The organism is Pantoea phytostimulans, from assembly GCF_046118715.1.
Lineage (GTDB): Bacteria > Pseudomonadota > Gammaproteobacteria > Enterobacterales > Enterobacteriaceae > Pantoea > Pantoea phytostimulans.
In genome coordinates, this window is the sequence record NZ_CP173699.1 from 211,009 (window position 1) to 227,917 (window position 16,909).

Annotated in this window: 18 protein-coding genes and 1 riboswitch; of the genes, 16 read left to right on the forward strand and 2 right to left on the reverse strand. The window is 52.8% G+C overall.

All coding sequences use genetic code 11. The features are described from left to right. The first annotated feature begins 75 nt into the window (after positions 1 to 75). The 15 genes from ACF2G4_RS19475 to ACF2G4_RS19545 all read left to right on the forward strand — a co-directional run bounded on the left by ACF2G4_RS19475 (position 76) and on the right by ACF2G4_RS19545 (position 14,807). Positions 76 to 984 (forward strand): alpha/beta hydrolase, encoded by a 909-nt coding sequence (locus ACF2G4_RS19475; RefSeq protein ID WP_409076205.1) that lies wholly within the window; start codon positions 76 to 78, stop codon positions 982 to 984. A gap of 99 nt (positions 985 to 1,083) precedes the next feature. Continuing rightward, a complete protein-coding gene (locus ACF2G4_RS19480; protein WP_215848532.1) occupies positions 1,084 to 1,689 on the forward strand; it encodes a TetR/AcrR family transcriptional regulator in 606 nt (201 codons plus the stop codon). Between the two features lie 343 nt (positions 1,690 to 2,032). Continuing rightward, positions 2,033 to 2,554 (forward strand): fimbrial protein, encoded by a 522-nt coding sequence (locus ACF2G4_RS19485; protein ID WP_332626933.1) that lies wholly within the window; start codon positions 2,033 to 2,035, stop codon positions 2,552 to 2,554. An 84-nt stretch (positions 2,555 to 2,638) separates the two neighbouring features. Next, positions 2,639 to 3,325 carry a molecular chaperone gene (locus ACF2G4_RS19490; RefSeq protein ID WP_332626934.1) on the forward strand — a complete coding sequence of 229 codons (687 nt, stop codon included), beginning with the start codon at positions 2,639 to 2,641 and terminating at the stop codon, positions 3,323 to 3,325. A gap of 137 nt (positions 3,326 to 3,462) precedes the next feature. Then, complete coding sequence (locus ACF2G4_RS19495; protein ID WP_409076206.1) at positions 3,463 to 6,009, forward strand: fimbria/pilus outer membrane usher protein; 2,547 nt, start codon at positions 3,463 to 3,465, stop codon at positions 6,007 to 6,009. A 10-nt stretch (positions 6,010 to 6,019) separates the two neighbouring features. Then, positions 6,020 to 6,979 (forward strand): fimbrial protein, encoded by a 960-nt coding sequence (locus tag ACF2G4_RS19500; protein WP_409076207.1) that lies wholly within the window; start codon positions 6,020 to 6,022, stop codon positions 6,977 to 6,979. 340 nt (positions 6,980 to 7,319) lie between these two features. Beyond that, positions 7,320 to 8,507: a M20 family metallopeptidase gene (locus ACF2G4_RS19505; protein ID WP_243079278.1), complete on the forward strand. Its 1,188-nt coding sequence runs from the start codon at positions 7,320 to 7,322 to the stop codon at positions 8,505 to 8,507. A 20-nt stretch (positions 8,508 to 8,527) separates the two neighbouring features. Next, a complete protein-coding gene (locus tag ACF2G4_RS19510; protein ID WP_243079277.1) occupies positions 8,528 to 9,376 on the forward strand; it encodes a transporter substrate-binding domain-containing protein in 849 nt (282 codons plus the stop codon). A gap of 6 nt (positions 9,377 to 9,382) precedes the next feature. Continuing rightward, positions 9,383 to 10,108, forward strand: coding sequence for an ABC transporter permease subunit (locus tag ACF2G4_RS19515; protein WP_332626937.1), 726 nt, complete (start codon positions 9,383 to 9,385; stop codon positions 10,106 to 10,108). 9 nt (positions 10,109 to 10,117) lie between these two features. Further along, positions 10,118 to 10,804, forward strand: a complete 687-nt coding sequence (locus ACF2G4_RS19520; protein WP_243079275.1) for an ABC transporter permease — start codon at positions 10,118 to 10,120, stop codon at positions 10,802 to 10,804. Further along, positions 10,801 to 11,580 carry an ABC transporter ATP-binding protein gene (locus ACF2G4_RS19525; protein ID WP_243079274.1) on the forward strand — a complete coding sequence of 260 codons (780 nt, stop codon included), beginning with the start codon at positions 10,801 to 10,803 and terminating at the stop codon, positions 11,578 to 11,580. The genes ACF2G4_RS19520 and ACF2G4_RS19525 overlap by 4 nt, the downstream gene beginning before the upstream one ends. A 100-nt stretch (positions 11,581 to 11,680) precedes the next feature. Next, positions 11,681 to 11,800, forward strand: a riboswitch (TPP riboswitch). A 141-nt stretch (positions 11,801 to 11,941) separates the two neighbouring features. Further along, entirely contained in the window at positions 11,942 to 12,871 is a 930-nt protein-coding gene (locus tag ACF2G4_RS19530) for an FAD-dependent oxidoreductase (RefSeq protein ID WP_409076208.1), read from the forward strand. After that, on the forward strand, positions 12,871 to 13,068 hold the full coding sequence (gene thiS / locus ACF2G4_RS19535; protein WP_215848542.1) for a sulfur carrier protein ThiS: 198 nt from the start codon (positions 12,871 to 12,873) through the stop codon (positions 13,066 to 13,068). Before ACF2G4_RS19530 ends, thiS begins: the two co-directional genes overlap by 1 nt. 2 nt (positions 13,069 to 13,070) lie before the next feature. Then, complete coding sequence (locus ACF2G4_RS19540) at positions 13,071 to 13,829, forward strand: thiazole synthase (RefSeq protein WP_409076209.1); 759 nt, start codon at positions 13,071 to 13,073, stop codon at positions 13,827 to 13,829. 9 nt (positions 13,830 to 13,838) lie between these two features. Beyond that, on the forward strand, positions 13,839 to 14,807 hold the full coding sequence (locus ACF2G4_RS19545; protein ID WP_409076210.1) for a ThiF family adenylyltransferase: 969 nt from the start codon (positions 13,839 to 13,841) through the stop codon (positions 14,805 to 14,807). A 428-nt stretch (positions 14,808 to 15,235) separates the two neighbouring features. Here ACF2G4_RS19545 and ACF2G4_RS19550 read toward each other — a convergent pair whose 3' ends face one another. Together ACF2G4_RS19550 and ACF2G4_RS19555 are read right to left on the reverse strand one after the other, a co-directional pair. Further along, entirely contained in the window at positions 15,236 to 15,649 is a 414-nt protein-coding gene (locus tag ACF2G4_RS19550) for an ASCH domain-containing protein (protein WP_215848545.1), read from the reverse strand. A gap of 75 nt (positions 15,650 to 15,724) precedes the next feature. Further along, positions 15,725 to 16,279 carry a DsbA family protein gene (locus ACF2G4_RS19555; RefSeq protein ID WP_409076211.1) on the reverse strand — a complete coding sequence of 185 codons (555 nt, stop codon included), beginning with the start codon at positions 16,277 to 16,279 and terminating at the stop codon, positions 15,725 to 15,727. A 324-nt stretch (positions 16,280 to 16,603) separates the two neighbouring features. On the opposite strand from ACF2G4_RS19555, the gene ACF2G4_RS19560 reads away from it, so the two are divergent. Beyond that, entirely contained in the window at positions 16,604 to 16,873 is a 270-nt protein-coding gene (locus tag ACF2G4_RS19560; RefSeq protein ID WP_215848547.1) for a hypothetical protein, read from the forward strand. Positions 16,874 to 16,909 lie beyond the last annotated feature (36 nt).

Here is a 16,909-nt window from a genome sequence, read left to right on the forward strand (position 1 = left end):
ATTTTGTCGCGGGGAAAATTATGCCAGGATGCATGAAAGTTAAATAATAGTTAATAATTTCAGGCACTCGATCTCATGTTTAACGCATTCTTTTCTCTGCGCTCAATCTACTCATCTTTGCTGTTAGCGCTGGTGGTGTTACTTCCTTCGACATCTTTGTTAGCCCGGCCTGAGCTCAAGCCGCTGGGCGAAAATATCGCTGACATGGGGTCAACTTATTATCAATTTCAGACGCATTTCTTCACCTCTGCTGATGGCGAGCGTCGCTATAAAGTCTGGATTGGCATTCCTAAAAAAGCCGCTCCCGCAGCAGGTTATCCGGTTCTGTATATGCTAGATGGCAACGCGGTAATGGCGCGCTTATCCGAGCCGATGTTAAAACAGATGAGCAGCGAAGCGCCGCCCGTGCTGGTGGCGGTAGGCTACGACACCAATCTCCCTTTTGACGTGGCCGCGCGCAGTTTTGACTACACACCGGCAGGCGAAAATCTTGAACAAGATCAGCGGATGCGAGGCAGAAAGGGCGGCGGAAGCGCTGAGTTTCGTCAGCTTCTTTTAAATGAAATCGTGCCGTATGTCGAAAAGCGAGCCCCCAGCAATCCTCTTAAACGCGGTATTTGGGGACACTCCTTCGGTGGCCTGTTTGTGCTTGATTCCTATTACAACACAACATGGTTTCACAACTACTTTGCTGCTGCGCCATCATTAGGTTGGGCAAACCAACGCATTATCGCGTTGGCTAAAGAAAGTGATCCGGCGCGCTTGCAGCACAAATCGCTTTATTTGATGGAAGGTGATGGCGTGACCGAACAACGTAAAGGCCACTCGAGTGATCTCAAGCACGAAGAGGGCCAATTAATGCAGATACTTGAACACAAAGGTGGAGATTTGCATCTGTCACGTTATCCAGGTCAAACGCACGGGCAAATATTACCGTCTTCCCTCACCGATACGCTGCGCATCATGTCGAATAATCAAAATTGAGGAGAGCAGAATCTTTATTGTCGCTACTCTCAGGCTTCACATCATCATGGTTTTCCTTTAGCTTATGGGAAATGATTGTTTCCTAAATAAGGTAAATTGATGCGTGACCCAACGACTCTCAAAGATCGGGGACGGCCTCGTGAATTCCAGTTGGAAGCGGTGCTGGATAGCGCCATGCTGGTGTTCCGTGAGAAAGGCTTTCATGCCACATCCATGAGCGATCTCAGTAAAGCGATGCAGCTTACCACTGGCAGCATCTACAAAGCTTTCAGCGATAAAAATCAGCTATTTACACAAGTCTTTTCCCGCTATCTGTCGCTGCGCAACAGCGATCTACGTAGCCGACTGGCAACGTGCGAAACAGGTTTATCACGTCTGGAAGCGCTATTGGTTTTTTATGTTGAATCGGTGCGAGATATAGAAGGGCAGCGCGGTTGTCTGGTTGCAGGTAGTGCTGTTGAACTGCAAACACTTGATAAAGATCTTGCTGACGCAGTCAGCGAAGCACTGATGCGTAATCTAAATAATATCCAGCTTCTAATTCAGCAAGGTCAGCAGGATGGATCAATCAACGCGGAGTTGAATGCGGATGCCACAGCTTCATTGATGCTGTGCATTGTGCTGGGCATGCGCGTAGCCGGAAAAATTCCCCAAACGCGTCCTGATGAAAGCATTGTGCCGTTGGCGTTAAAGATCCTTAACTAATGAAAGAGTGATCATTCCCTAAAAAACGATTGAGGAGAAAATCGATAGAGTGTGTTTCACAAGTACGACGACGTGAGTCACCATGCCCGACGGGCCTTATGGCCCTTCACGAGACCTTTTCTGAACCCACCACGCTGACCCCCGGCAAATTATCCCTGCCACGTATCATCCGTTTCCTACGCGACAAGAAGACCGGGCTGATTAATGTTTCCCGGGAAACCCTGCATCATGTTTTCAGCCCGGCAGCTGAGCGAACGGACATTTCTCTGCCGGCGATTGATTCACTTAGCACACCTCATTAAACAGCCTGGACTCCTCACAGTCGGGCATGGAGAGCAACACCATGAACAAGAACATTATCGCACTGGCCATCCTGGCAGGTGCCGCTTTCGCTTCTGCGGCAAACGCAGCAAGCGGCACTATCGACTTCACCGGCAGCGTGACGTCGGCTTCCTGTACCATCGACGCCGCGTCTCAAGCCCAGACCGTTGCCCTCGGTAACGTCGGTACCAGCGACTTCGGCGCGGCCGGCTCTACCTCAGGTAGCGGCAAAATCACCGTGGTGCTGAGCGCCTGTCCGGCCGCGGCAACCACCGCCGCAGTAAGCTTCGGCGGCCCGGCTGATCCTGTAAACAGCAACCTGCTGGCGCTGAGCCCGGCCTCTACCGCTAAAAACGTGGCCATTGCCCTGTTCGAAGATGACAGCACCACGGCTATTCCGCTGGCGTCCAAGTCTAAAACCTATCCGCTGAGCACCGCAGCCGACACCACCCTGACCTATTTCGCCAAGTATCAGTCAACGGCTGCCACCGTGACGGAAGGCTCGGCGAACGCCGCTGCTGACTTCACCGTGCTGTATAACTGATACCCCGGAACACGGATGTCATTAACCTGCCGCTCGCGGCGGGTTTTTTTGCCGGATTAACGATAAAAGAGTGAAGGAAAAAAGATGTCTCGCTTATTAACGGGCCTGTGTTTTTTGAGTCTTCTTGGTTTAGCCGCGCTGCAGTCCGCCCAGGCGGGCGTGATTATCGGTGGGACGCGCATTATTTATCATGCGGATAAAAAAGAGACCTCCATTTCGGTAAAGAACCCTGAAAAAACAGCACCCTTCCTGATTCAGTCATGGGTGGAAACCTATCCGGAAGCCACGGCAGACAAGCCCCCGTTTATTATTACGCCCCCGCTGTTTCGCCTCGATGCGGGCAAAGAAAACATTGTCCGCATTGTGCGCACGGGCGGAAGCTTACCGGAAGACCGGGAGTCAGTGTTCTGGGCAAACATCAAGTCTATTCCGGCGTCTGAAAGCACCGACACAAACCGCTTACTCATCTCCGTCAAGACCAAAATCAAACTGTTCTACCGTCCGTCCGCGCTGAAAGAGAATGCCGGCAGTGCCTATAAGAAGCTGGCGTTTGCCGTTCGCGGTGACAGGCTGGTTATCACGAATCCCACGCCCTATTACGTCTCGTTTAACAGCATCACCGTGGGCGGCACGCCACTGAAAGCGCCGGGCATGATCGCCCCGAAATCCGTCCTGGAGCTGCCGTTAATGAAGGCCAGAGGCGGTTCAGTCAGCTGGACAGCCATAAATGACTTTGGTGGTGTGACCGGCGCCGAGACGCGTCAGCTGTAATTAACCACCCCTCCTTTTAGCTAATCCTTACTCCGCCCGGCTGATTTTTCTGCCGGGCCTGAGCGGCTGCGCCTGAAAATCACCAAGCGGGAATATGAACGATGACCTCAAAGATAAAAAAATCAATAATAAAATCAATGCGTCACCCTATTAACAATACGTTTCAGGACGAAATTCAGGCGGTCAGCGGGTTGCCTTATTCGACAGTAGCCTGTTTTGTGGCTGCCGGTATTTTATCCGGCCTCTGTCTGGCGGCTTCACCCGCTGCCGCTGCAGACTATTTCGACCCTGCTGCGCTGGAATTAAAAGAGAGCAGCGCGGCCGAAAGTGACCTCAGGCAGTTTTCCACCGCTGGCGGGCAGTTGCCCGGCATCTATCTCGTCGATGTTTATCTCAACGGCAACCAGGTCGGCACCCGCGACGTCACGTTTGTCGACGACGGGGGCAGGCTGCTGCCCGAATTCACGCCCGCCGAATTAAGCGCGATGGGGGTGAAAAATGAAGCCTTCCCGTTGCTGAATCTGATGCGTCAGGACCAGGCGCTGAGCAACCTGGGTGAGCTTATCCCTGACGCCGACAGCCGCTTTGATTTCAGCCAGCAGCGCCTTGACGTGAGCATTCCGCAGGCGGCGCTGAACATTGAGGCCCGTAATGCTGTTAACCCTGCGTTGTGGGATCAGGGGCTGACCTCGGCCCGGCTGAACTACAGCTATAGCGGGGCCAACACTGACTACGGCACGGGCCGCAGCCGCAGTAACTTCTTCAATTTGCGCAGCGGCTTTAACGCCGGTGCCTGGCGCCTGCGTAACTATTCCACCTATACAGGCAGCGGGCAGAAGAGAGCCAGCTGGCAGAGTATCAGTACGTACGCACAACGTGACGTGCAGCCCTTAAAAGGCCAGCTGACCCTCGGCGACAGCGCCACGCCTGGCGAGGTGTTTGACAGCGTGCCGTTTAGGGGCGTGCAGCTGGTGTCTGACAACAATATGCTGCCCGACAGCCTGCGCGGTTTTGCTCCGGTTATCCGTGGCATTGCGCAGTCTAACGCGCAGGTGACAGTGCGCCAGAACGGTTACGTGATTTACCAGACTTACGTGGCGCCGGGTGCGTTCACCATTACTGACCTGTATCCGACCGCTTCGAGCGGGGATCTGGAAGTGGTTATCCGCGAAGCTGACGGTTCAGAGCGGGTCTCTCTGCAGCCCTTCTCCGCGGTGCCTATCATGCAGCGCGAAGGGCAGTTGAAATATGCCGCGACGGCGGGGCGCTACCGTACCGCTTACCTGAGCGGCAATACGCCGAATTTTGTACAGGGAACGGCAATTTATGGCCTGCCCCTGTCCAGCACGGTGTACGGCGGGGTGCAGGCGTCTGGCAACTATCAGTCAGCGGCGCTGGGACTGGGGCACAGCTTTGGTCACTGGGGCTCTGTCTCCATGGATGCAACGCAGGCACAGGCCACATTACGCGATGACTCCACGCACCGCGGCCAGTCTTTCCGCTTTCAATACGCCAAAGATATTGCCGCGACAGGCACCACCTTCACGCTGGCAGGTTATCGCTACTCCACGTCAGGCTTCTTCAGCATGCAGGAAGCGAACGAAGTGGACGTCCGCCAGGATGAGGTATGGCGTTTACGGTACAACAAACGCAGCCAGGCGATGCTCAACCTTAACCAGTCGCTTAGAGAGTACGGCAGCGTTTATATCTCTGCCTCGCAGCAGGACTACTGGCAGCAAACCGGCAGTGAGCGCAATATTTCAGCCGGCTATTATCTGACCCATGGCGGTGTTAACTACGGCTTGAACTATACCCTGTCTCGAACGCCGGGCTTGGGCAGCGAAGACCGCCAGCTGGCGTTCAGCGTGCAGATCCCGCTTGACCGGTTTATGGCGGGCAGCTGGGCACGCTATGGCCTGACCCGCAGTAAGAGCGGCGGCACCACGCACAATGCCGGCTTGAGTGGCACGGCGCTTGAAGATAACAACTTGAACTATAGGGTTCAGCAGCGCTATGACCGTCGCGGTCAGGGCTATGGTGGCGACCTGAGCGGCACCTATAAAGGTACCTACGGCGAAGTCAGCGCCGGTTATAACTACGCCAGCAATGCCCGCCAGGTGAACTATGGTGCACAGGGCTCGGTGGTGGTGCACCCGTACGGCGTCACGTTTGGTCAGGCCACCGGTGAGACGGCCGTGCTGGTCCGCGCGCCGGGCGCAGACGGCGTCAGGGTTGAAAACCACACCGGAGTGAAAACCGACTGGCGTGGCTACAGTGTGGTGCCTTACGCCTCAACCTACCGCCATAACCGCATTGCGCTTGATACCGGTACGTACGGCGAAGACATGGACATCGATACCGCCACGTCGTCGGTGGTGCCGACGAAGGGCGCGCTGGTGCTGGCCGATTTTAAAACCCGCACCGGCAGCCGCGTGCTGGTCAACCTTAACCGCAGCGCAGGACCGGTCCCGTTTGGCGCCATGGCGACCCTTGACGGCGACGCTGGCAACAGTGGGATCGTGGGAGATGGCGGCCAGGTATATCTGAGCGGCGTGCCGCTAAGCGGCAGGTTAAACGTGTCATGGGGCAGTGGCGCAACGCAGCAGTGCCAGGCCGCCTTCACCCTGCCTGCGCAAACAAAACAAACCGTCGCTGTGAAAATCGTCACTGCGCTCTGCGAATAAGGAGTTACCCATGACCACATCTGATAAAAAAGCGAAAGCATTGTTGCTCAGTCTGATCCTATCCCCATTATTTATTCTGTCTGAGTCGGCAATGGCAGCCTGTAATTGGGGAGCCGGGATATCCGCACCTGAGAACAAACCGCTCACCTTTGGCAGCGTGATGGTGCGGGCGGACGCTCCGGTGGGTACCGTTCTTGCCGTTGCCAGAACGGACGGTTATCACGGGTCGCAGGCTTTGTTTGTCTGCGATAGCGCCTACGCCATACAGGGGACGCTCTTAAGCTTTCCCACACTCAGTGCTTACGGGAATAATGTCTATAACACGAATATCCGTGGCGTGGGCCTTCGTATAGGGGAGCCTTCTACAAAATTCCCTACTTTGGATGATATGTCTCCTAACGAGAATTTTTATTTAGATGGAGAAGGTATAGTGGCACAGCTGGTCAAAACTGTGCCGGGTAGCGTCGGGGCCGGGCGGGTGATAGCGGGAACGCTCATAAAGTACGAAATTGTTTCCTACCCGGAGTTTCATGCTACGGCCTATCTGGGGAGCGACACCTATATCATTCCCGTTGCCTGCTCCATTAATAACACGGTCATTAACGTTAGGTTGGATAACGCTGTGGAAGCGGATTTCAGCGGCGTAGGCTCGGTTGCGAAACCCAAAGACTTTACTGTCGGGGTAAACTGCGCTTCGGGCACGCAGGTAAAAATGACTTTGGATGGAAAACTCGCGGGTCCGACAGGCGTACTGGCTCTCAACGCCGGTACGGACCAGGCGTCAGGCATAGGGATTCAGCTGCTTAAAGACGGCACGCCGGTGGATCTCGGTACCGAGCTGAACTTTGGCACCGCGACAATGACAGGGAATTTACTGCTACCGTTAACCGCGCGTTATTATCAGACGGCTGCTTCCATCGCTGGCGGAAAGACAAACGCCTCTGCCACGTTTACCATGACATATAATTAACGGCACGCAACGTATCGCCACCTCGCGTATCCAAACCCGTTGCTGGCGACTTTTTCACAACCTGAGCCAGCCTAATTGTTCAGTAACATAAGTAGTTAAATTTATGCGGCGAGATTAATTATTAATAATATTGTTTATCCGCCGCATTATTCTTCGATTCCCCATTCACTTACCCTATCTCATTGATTTTTAAGCTTGTAATCGGCTCGATTCTGCATTGCTTTATCTGACGTGCTGTGAATAAATAAACGGTCGCAAATTTCACAAAACGGCTTATAACCGCCTTAAATATTATCCTGTCCGCGGAAAACAACGCTGACACCTTATTATCGAGCCTGCTATGAATGAAGATAAAAAGCTGCTGGCCGAGGAAATCAACGCCAGAGTAAAAGAACTTGAATCCCATTTAGTGGCGATTCGTCGTGATATTCATGCACATCCCGAATTAGGTTTTGATACGGTTCGCACGGCCAATTTGGTCACGCAACAATTACTGGCTTTGGGTTTGCAGCCCAAAACCGGCGTAGGCAGAACCGGCGTGATGGTAGATATTCATGGCGCTGAGCCGGGCAAAGTCGTGCTGCTGCGTGCTGACATGGACGCACTACCGATTCAAGAACAAACGGGTTTGCCGTTCAGCAGCACCTATCCCGGAAAAATGCACGCCTGTGGTCACGATATTCATACCGCGACGCTGCTCGGCGTAGCCGCTATTTTGCCGCACTATCGTCAACAGCTAAAAGGCACGGTACGCCTGATTTTTCAGCCAGCAGAAGAGACGCCTGACAGCGGTGCAGAAGCGATGATTGCCGATGGTGCAGCCGAAGGCATTGACTGGGCGATTACGCTGCACAATAAACCAGAGCTGGCAGCCGGTGAAATCGCGTTAACGCGCGGTGCGAGCACCGCATCCAGCGATGAGTTTGACGTGACGGTTCATGGCGTTTCCACCCATGCGGCACGTCCACACATGGGCAGCGATCCCATCATCGCCACCGTGCATTTGATCAGCCAACTGCAGACCATCATTTCACGCGAGCGTGACCCCGCGCACTCCGCAGTGCTGACGATTGGTCATATTCAGGGCGGCGCCACGCATAATATTATTCCCGACAGCTGCCTGTTTCAGGGCACCATCCGCACCAAATCGCCACAAGTGCGTGCTGATATGGAAGCATCGTTCAAGCGGATGTGCGAAGGTGTCGCTTTGGCGCAAAACGTGCGGATTGAGGTCAACTATCAGCGCGGCGTTCCGCCATTAATGAACGATGACACATTGATCGATACGCTGGAAACCATTCTCTCGCATCAATTTGATAAGCCGATCATCGCAAAACCCAGCGCCAGCTTTGGCGCGGAAGATTTTTCACTGTTTACTGAACGCGTTCCGGGATGCCAGATTCATATTGGTTCTGCTACGCCTGGACGCGACGATCATCTGCATAACTCCGATTATCAACCGGATGAACGCAGTATTGCCGCCGGGACGCAGGCGTTAACACGCCTCGCGATTGACTTGCTCTCCTAATATAAAAAATTGAGGTTTAGATGATGATGCGTAAAGGCTTGTTTGCTGTCTCCCTGGGAATGGTTCTGCTGAGTACGTCAGCGCTTACGTATGCTAAAGATTTTGGTACGTTGAAATTTGCAACTGAAGCCGCGTATCCGCCGTTTAACCAAACTACGCCAAGCGGCAAAATTGTTGGTTATGAACCCGATATGGTGGCGGAGCTGGCAAAACGTGCGGGTTTCAAATATGAAATTATTGCGCAAAAATGGTCAGGTATGATTCCCGGCCTGATTGACGGTAAATATGATGCCGTCATTGATGCGGTCACTGTTACGCCTAAACGTGCCGAAGCGATCGATTTCACCCACGAATATACCGTCAGCATTTCCAGCTTTGTCACAGCAAAAACCTCACCTTTAGCTTCGTTGCCGGGCACCGGTACTGTGGTTGCCGCTGACGATGAAGCTGGCATGAAAAAGTCTATTGATGATTTGAAAGCCACCTTCAAAGGCAAAACCATTGCCGTGCAGGTCGCCACAATTCAGGCTGATTTCTTACAAAAGTATCTGGGCGACGTTGCGACAATTCGTACCTATCAAGCTGGCCCGGAAACTTTCGCCGACCTGATGAATGGCCGTGTTGATGCGGTTATGGCCTCGCGTACCAATCTTAATGCGTTTGTGAAAAAACACACCGACGCTATCAGCAGCAGCGGCTACGGTTTTACGGGTGGCGTGCTGGGAGCGGGTTCAGCAATTGGTTTGCGTAAAGGCAATGCCGAGCTGAAAGCGGCATTGGATGAGGCGCTGTTATCCATGATTAAAGACGGCACGCTGAGCAAACTCTCCATTAAATGGTTTGGCGAAGACGTCGCACCAAAAGCCTAATTGCCTATGTTTATGAATATTGATTGGCAAATACTTGGCTTCGGTGATGAAGGTTGGGGCGGCGTGTTGCTTAACGCCGCCACGGTTACTGTCACTGTTTCTCTGTGCGCCTGGTTTCTGGGCGCTATTTTAGGCAGTTTACTGTGCTGGATGCAGATCGCCGGTTCGCGCTGGCAACAGCGGCTGGCAGCGGGCTACATCACAGTATTTCGTGGTGTACCTGAGTTGCTGGTGATCTACCTGTTCTACTTTGGTGGACGTCAGGTGGTTTCTTCTGTTGGCACCGCGCTGGGTTTTCAGGGGCCGTTCGACGTTAATGGTTTTATCGCAGGCGCAATTGCAATTGGACTGATTTCCGGGGCTTATCAGAGCAGCGTATTTCGTGGCGCCTTTTACGCTATTCCAAAAGGCACGCTGGAAGCCGCAACGGTGACGGGCATGGGACGTCTGATGATGTTCCGTAGAATGATCGTGCCACAGGCGCTGCGCACCGCGCTTCCCGGCATGGGAAATCAGTGGCAATCGGTGATTAAAGAGTCGGCATTGGTGTCGGTAACCGGTTTGGTCGAAACCATGAATCAGGTTTCCACCGCCGCTAACTCAACGCAGATGTCCTTCTTCTTCTACAGCGTCGGGGCCGTGATTTACCTGATCATCACCACCTGTTCAGACTTGGTTTTCCGCTACGTGGAAAAATTTGCCCTGCGCGGCCAACAGCGCGCGAATCTTTAAGGAGCCCACGTGGATTTCACTTTCTTGCAGGAAACGCTACTGGCGTTGCTCAAAGGATTGCCGCTGACCATTAATTTGGCGGTTCTGTCCTTGCTCGGCGGCGCTATCCTGGCGCTGCTGCTTAATCTGCTGCGTCAAACGCACATCGGCAGTTACGTTTGCCGCTTCTACGTTTGGCTGTTTCGCGGCACACCGCTGCTGATCCAAATCTTTATGGTTTATTACGGCTTGGGCAGCTTACCCGCCATTCGTGAAAGTATTTTTTGGCCGTTGCTGCGCGATCCTTACTGGTGCGGATTACTGGCGCTGATCCTCAACGATGCGGCGTATACCTCAGAAATCTTGCGTGGCGGCTTGCGTGCCGTCAGCATACAGTCACTGGAAGCGGCAAAAGTTTCTGGCATGTCGTCGCATAAAATCTTCACTCGCATCACGCTACCCATTGCCATTCGCCAGGCATTACCGGCCTACAGCAATGAGATCATCTCAATGATCAAAGCCACTTCGCTGGTCAGCACTATCAGCCTGATGGAGATGACCGGTATTGCGGATTCCATTGTTTCGTCCACTTTCCGCGCACTGGAAGTGTTCCTGAGCGCCGCCGTGATTTATCTGCTGCTTACCATGCTGGTTAGCAAAGGCGTCTCGATGCTGGAACGACGTTTATCACCTTACTATTTTGGAGCGCGGTCATGACCAAACCCACGATTATGCTGAGTCATCTCAGAAAGAGTTACGCGGGCCATGAAGTGCTGCACGATATCAGCCTGACGGCACACGACGGTGATGTTATTTCGCTGATTGGCGCCAGTGGCTCCGGTAAAAGTACCTTGCTGCGTTGCATTCCTTTCCTGGAAGTGCCTCAGGCTGGTGAGATTTCGGTGGGCGATGAAATCGTCTCTATCGATAACACGGAGGAAAAGCTCAGCCGTGAGCAGCGTCGTCGCATCAAGCTGATGCGTATGCAGCTTGGCTTTGTGTTTCAAAGTTTTAATCTGTGGCCGCATAAAACCGTGATGCAAAATATTATTGAAGCGCCGGTGCATGTGCAAAAGCGCAGTCACAAAGAGGCGATTGAAGAAGCCGAAGCGTTGCTGCACAAAGTGGGATTGTATGCAAAGCGCGATGCCTGGCCTTCACAACTTTCGGGTGGGCAACAACAGCGCGTTGCGATTGCGCGTGCGCTGGCGCAGCAACCAAAAGCGATCCTGTTTGATGAACCGACTTCAGCACTCGATCCAGAACTGGTAGGAGAGGTGTTGCGCGTAATCCGCAGCCTGGCGGAAGAGGGGCGCACCATGATCATCGTGACCCATGAAATGGGTTTCGCCCGCGAAGTATCGAACAAAGCGGTGTTTCTGCATCAAGGAATCGTGGAGGAATCTGGCGCACCGGAGCAGGTATTCCTCGACCCTGTATCGCCACGTTGTCGCGCCTTTGTAAACAGCCATTTCCAGCGCAACGCGGGATAACGTTCTTTTATTTGATCACGTTCATTCAAGGATGAGTGACGTTTTTAATCAGGATTTCCTTCACGTGCCCTTGACGAATCCCCGTCCTTAAAATAAAACTAGAACCCGTCAGGGGAGTCTCGCCGAAGAGACTGAGAGGCTAATAGCGCAATGCGCGGCTTAGCGACCCTTAGAACCTGACCCAGTTGATACTGGCGTAGGAAGACCTGGATCTCAGTGCGTTGAGCTCCTTGCCGCAAGGGCCGATCCGCACTGCTCTCGCCTTTTTTCCTTTCATGTATCACGGGTCTTCGCTGTTAAACGACGAGGCCAATGTGATGAACTCTCCCAATGTAACTGCTTTACTCGCAGACTCCGCATCATGAGCCGCTGGTCGGTTTTAGGCAGCGGTGTGTCAGGTTTATGTGTCGCCACGCTGCTGGTCGAACAGGGTGAATCCGTCGAAGTGATCAGCAAAGAGGAATGTCTTCCGGCTTCGCATTGGGCTGGCGGCATGCTTGCACCTTGGTGCGAAGCTGAAAGCGCACCTCAAGCGGTTATCGATTGGGGACAGCATTCCGCTGCGTGGTGGTCAAAACGTGTTGATGGCGTTGAACATAACGGCACGTTAGTTATTGCGCCGCCGCGTGATAGCCTGGAACTGACGCGCTTCGCAAAAATGACGTCGGAGCATCAATGGGTTGCACCGGGCGAAATCGAACCTGCGTTGGAAAATCGCTTCGCACGCGGCTTGTTCTTTTCAGGCGAAGCGCACCTAAATCCACGTGATGCTATGCAGCAACTGCGCGCAAAATTGCTGCAGTCCAATGTCTCTTTTCATAACGGCGAACCCAGCGGAAAAATCATTGATTGTCGCGGCATCCACGCTGCCGAAGACCAGCCTGCACTGCGCGCTGTGCGCGGTGAAATGCTGATCCTGCAAACTGATGAAATTCAGTTCTCGCGCCCGGTTCGCCTGTTACACCCTCGATTCCCTTGCTATCTGGTGCCGCGAGCAGCAGGGCGCTTTATGCTGGGTGCCACCATGGTGGAAAGTCATGACGACAGCCCAATCAGCGCGCGCGCCATGATGGAATTGCTTAGCGCGGCGTACACCCTTCATCCGGCACTGGCTGAAGCTCGCATTGTTGAAAGCGGCACCGGTCTGCGTCCCGCCTATCGCGATAACCTGCCTGAGGTTCGCTACCAACACGGCATATTTTCCTTAAACGGTATGTATCGGCATGGTTTTTTGCTGGCACCCATTATGGCTGAAAAACTGATGCAGCAACTGGCCCAGGAGGTTTTGTAATGCGTATTCAACTTAATGGTCGTCCGATCGAAACGGAAGCCAACACCTTGGCAGAACTGCTTCAAGAACAGCAGATAGATGCCAGCTGCGTCGCCAGCGCCGTGGACGGTGAATTTGTACCGCGATCTCGCTACGACGCTCAGCACATCACCGCAGGTTGTCAGCTAGAAATTTTGTCACCGATGCAGGGAGGTTAAGTATGTTTTACGATTTCCAACCCCAGTCGCGATTTTTACTGGGAACCGCCGGTTATCCGTCGCCTGATGTGCTGGCGCAAGCGATTAGCGCATCGGGCACTGAAATTATTACGGTTAGCCTGCGCCGCGAGGGCAATGCAGGTGGTGCATTCCGTGAACTGTTGAAGTCGCTGAACACGCGAATTCTGCCTAACACTGCCGGTTGTCACACAGTCAAAGAGGCGGTAACCACCGCGCAAATGGCACGCGAACTCTTCAATACATCCTGGATAAAACTGGAGGTCATTGGGCATGCCGACACGCTGCAACCCGATCCTTTTGCCTTGGTCGAAGCCGCACGCATTCTTTGCGCCGACGGTTTCAACGTTTTCCCTTACACCACGGAAGATCTTATTGTTGGCGAAAAATTACTGGAAGCGGGCTGTGAATTATTGATGCCTTGGGGCGCGCCTATCGGTTCCGGTCAGGGATTACGCAATATCGAAGGATTGCGTTCTATGCGTGCCTGGTTCAAAGGCATTCCGTTGATCATTGATGCCGGCATTGGCGCGCCGAGCCAGGCGGCACAGGCGATGGAAATGGGTTTTGACGGGATCCTGCTCAATACGGCTGTGGCAAAAGCACGCGATCCGGTGCGTATGGCGGGTGCGTTTGCCTCAGCAATCCATGCTGGCCTGGAAGCGCAGCAGGCAGGGATGATGGAACGCCGCGACATGGCAGCCGCTTCTACACCCATTTTCGGTTTGGCCGAGTTCAGTTGAGGATAAAAGATGAGTCGTTATCAGCGGCAATCGATGCTGCCGGAAATAGGCGATGCCGGGCAGCAGCGTCTGGCAAGCGCACGCGTGCTGGTGGTTGGTGCGGGTGGCTTGGGATCAACACTACTGCCGCTGCTGGTGGGCGCAGGGGTAGGATTTATAAAGCTTTACGACGGTGACGTGGTTGAACTGCATAATCTTCACCGGCAAACGCTGTTTGGCATGGCAGATGTGGGTCAATCAAAAGCAGTATGCGCCCAGCGGGCGCTAGCGCAGCGCAATCCCGAATCGATTGTAGAAGCACATCCGCACACACTGCGCGCCAGTATGATAAGTCATGCGCTTGATGGCATCGATATTGTGATCGACGCGGCTGATAATTTCGCTATTACCTATCAACTCTCTGACGTCTGCTATCCGCGCCATATTCCGCTGGTCTGCGCCTCGGTACTGGGCCGAACAGGTTATGTCGGTAGCTTCTGTGCAGATGCACCGAGCTATCGGGCACTTTTCCCTCAGTTGCCTACTGCATCCGCTAACTGCAATACCGCGGGCGTAATGGGGCCAGCCGTGGCAACGCTTGGTGCATTACAGGCACAAATGGCGCTCAGCATCTTGCTGCAACTCAAGCCGTCGCCCCTCGGTTGTATGATTAAGTGCGATTTTGTCGAGTGGCACGTGAGGCAGTTCCGCTTTGATTATGCGGAGGAGCCGGCGCATCCCGGCGTGCCGTTTATCGACCTACAACTGCTTACGCCTGAAGATTGTATTATTGATTTGCGCAGTGTTATGGAAGCGCCAACCAGCATCGCTGACGACGTTCTGCGTCTGTTGCCTGATGAGCTCGCAGCCTGGCAGGCGCCTGAAAAACAGCGCATTGTACTGGTGTGTGCCAGCGGAATGCGTGCGGCTAAGGCTGCGCAGGCACTGGAGCAACGTGGGCATCGCCGATTAGCAATAATTGCAGCGAATCAATGTTAAACATTGCGTGAGTAATGCGTGCATTAAGACCTGCATTTATCAGTAGAGACGCATTTAGCCGTGAATGTTATTTTCCCAATAGGGAAAGCTCTCCCTCCGCTTTGTTACCGTTCATTGTCAATACGAAGAGTGGCAATGTTCTGTTGGTCGCGGATGAGTTCTAATAGCGGGCTGCCAGATAATGAAGATCGTGCATTGAAATTAATACTACTAACCATTATGCAAGCCAACATGGCGGTTAATGGTTATTGGTACGGCGTGCTCAATCCGCGCTGCTACTCGCTTTCAGGGAGGGCATTAGCCTAAGCCTCAGAATCACACATAAAAAGGGTCAATTAATGAGGTTTAGCGTAACGTGAAAGTTTGCATAACATCACACTTATTTTCTAAACCTCATCGTGTACTTTTATCAATCCTGATCGGTGAATTTATACCACTTCAGTTAATTGAAAGGTCTCAAATACCAGTTCCATCTCAGGATGAAAACTGCCTTCGTTTTGGAAAAAGCGCTGATGCTCTTGCTTCCAGTGATCAAGGCTGAGATCGCCTTCGCCTTCCAGCATCGCCATTTCAGGCGTTACGCGATCAAAACGTGTCAGGAACAAGCCGGTAGTGCGAATAACACAGACCGGCTGATTATTGCCGTTGAGGATAATACTGTAGCTGCCAGGCTGCGGTTTGTGGTCATCTGCGTTCCAGGATTGCAAAGAGCCGCAGCTGGCGACCTTTTTACCGGCGATCACTAATGTAGCAAGCTGATTAGCCAACTCGGCTGAATCGCCAAACGGCCAGGCAAGGGCGTTGGGATATTTGATTTTTAATTGTTCGAGCGTCAATGCCATCGCTGAATCCTTAAGTTTAGGGCGTTGAAATATGCGCCCATTATCAACAATCTTGGTGATAATGGGCAGCATTGATTAAGCCAGGATGCGTTTAGCCCAGTCAGTAATGTCATCACCGCTGCCGATATCGGGCTGCACCAAGCCGTTAATCATAAAAGTGGGTGAAACGTGGATGCCGTTCTGGCGTGCATATTTGCAATGCCATTTGATCTCGGTTTGCAGATCGGCGCGCGCGAATATCTCATACGCATCAATTCCGCTGTAATCTTTCAGGCGAGCAAGGATCTGATGAGGCGTAGCATCCATGTTAGGACCGCTACAATGATCGGTAAATTCAAATTCTTCCCGATGATCGGCAACGGCTTTCATCACTGCTTTTGCTGCTTCTTTACCCTGAAAAGAGGCCGCCAGAATGTAGCGCACAATCACGCCTGAAAAGAGATGCCAGGGCTGTGATTGTAAGCGAATTTTCAGTGTCATTTTCTCCTCACCCACTTCGCTCAGCAGCGCGTCAAATTTGTTAAAAGCGCGGACCGAGAAAGGGCAGGTAGGTTCCAGAAACACTTCAAAAATGTGGGGGCCGTGGCCCCAAACCAGCGGATCGGCAGAGAGTGTGGCATTCTGGCTCATGATTTTTCCTTTATTTAAGGGAGGATGAAAAGCAGACGTATCAACAAATCTTAGTCGTATCAGCCCGTTAAGTTTACTGCAGATCTGTTACAAGAATTTTAGCGCTCGCTTTATCGTGACTAAAAGTCAGGTTTAAAACAGGACAAAAGGCGTTAAAAATCGGTAAACTCAGCGGCTTTAAATTTATGCCTTTGCATCCCGGCGACAGCAGCCAGAAGCGTCTATAGTTATTGCCATACTTCTCTGCTTTTGCGTTGCAGGTTTTCTGCAGCGAATTTTTATGTTCATTTGCCCGGAGCCAATAAGCCTTAAAAGAGGTTAATTTTGCACACAGATCTGTCCTGGAAAACCCTCCATCACATCATTAATCAGACCATCGCTGACATGCTAGATGAACATCAAACATTGAACGTGTTGTCATTGCGCGCCAGGCTGCGTGAACTGGCAGAGATCGAAGATGATGAAACAATGGTGCTGTGTTACTGGCAGGCGAGCAAAATATTGATGCGATTACCCGCCACGGTAACAGCCAGCCAATTAATGAGCGCGGCGCGACATGCGTTTCGAACGCCGCTGAATCACGATCTGCTGTGATCTTATTTTCATGGGGCACGATGCGGCAAGTGGATG

What these genes read in the sequence shown, in the direction of transcription:
- ACF2G4_RS19475 (WP_409076205.1), top strand. Translation starts at nt 76, where the DNA reads ATGTTTAACGCATTCTTTTCTCTGCGCTCAATCTACTCATCTTTGCTG.
- ACF2G4_RS19480 (WP_215848532.1), top strand. Translation starts at nt 1,084, where the DNA reads ATGCGTGACCCAACGACTCTCAAAGATCGGGGACGGCCTCGTGAATTC.
- ACF2G4_RS19485 (WP_332626933.1), top strand. Translation starts at nt 2,033, where the DNA reads ATGAACAAGAACATTATCGCACTGGCCATCCTGGCAGGTGCCGCTTTC.
- ACF2G4_RS19490 (WP_332626934.1), top strand. Translation starts at nt 2,639, where the DNA reads ATGTCTCGCTTATTAACGGGCCTGTGTTTTTTGAGTCTTCTTGGTTTA.
- ACF2G4_RS19495 (WP_409076206.1), top strand. Translation starts at nt 3,463, where the DNA reads ATGCGTCACCCTATTAACAATACGTTTCAGGACGAAATTCAGGCGGTC.
- ACF2G4_RS19500 (WP_409076207.1), top strand. Translation starts at nt 6,020, where the DNA reads ATGACCACATCTGATAAAAAAGCGAAAGCATTGTTGCTCAGTCTGATC.
- ACF2G4_RS19505 (WP_243079278.1), top strand. Translation starts at nt 7,320, where the DNA reads ATGAATGAAGATAAAAAGCTGCTGGCCGAGGAAATCAACGCCAGAGTA.
- ACF2G4_RS19510 (WP_243079277.1), top strand. Translation starts at nt 8,528, where the DNA reads ATGATGATGCGTAAAGGCTTGTTTGCTGTCTCCCTGGGAATGGTTCTG.
- ACF2G4_RS19515 (WP_332626937.1), top strand. Translation starts at nt 9,383, where the DNA reads ATGTTTATGAATATTGATTGGCAAATACTTGGCTTCGGTGATGAAGGT.
- ACF2G4_RS19525 (WP_243079274.1), top strand. Translation starts at nt 10,801, where the DNA reads ATGACCAAACCCACGATTATGCTGAGTCATCTCAGAAAGAGTTACGCG.
- ACF2G4_RS19530 (WP_409076208.1), top strand. Translation starts at nt 11,942, where the DNA reads ATGAGCCGCTGGTCGGTTTTAGGCAGCGGTGTGTCAGGTTTATGTGTC.
- thiS (WP_215848542.1), top strand. Translation starts at nt 12,871, where the DNA reads ATGCGTATTCAACTTAATGGTCGTCCGATCGAAACGGAAGCCAACACC.
- ACF2G4_RS19540 (WP_409076209.1), top strand. Translation starts at nt 13,071, where the DNA reads ATGTTTTACGATTTCCAACCCCAGTCGCGATTTTTACTGGGAACCGCC.
- ACF2G4_RS19545 (WP_409076210.1), top strand. Translation starts at nt 13,839, where the DNA reads ATGAGTCGTTATCAGCGGCAATCGATGCTGCCGGAAATAGGCGATGCC.
- ACF2G4_RS19550 (WP_215848545.1), bottom strand. Translation starts at nt 15,649, where the DNA reads ATGGCATTGACGCTCGAACAATTAAAAATCAAATATCCCAACGCCCTT.
- ACF2G4_RS19555 (WP_409076211.1), bottom strand. Translation starts at nt 16,279, where the DNA reads ATGAGCCAGAATGCCACACTCTCTGCCGATCCGCTGGTTTGGGGCCAC.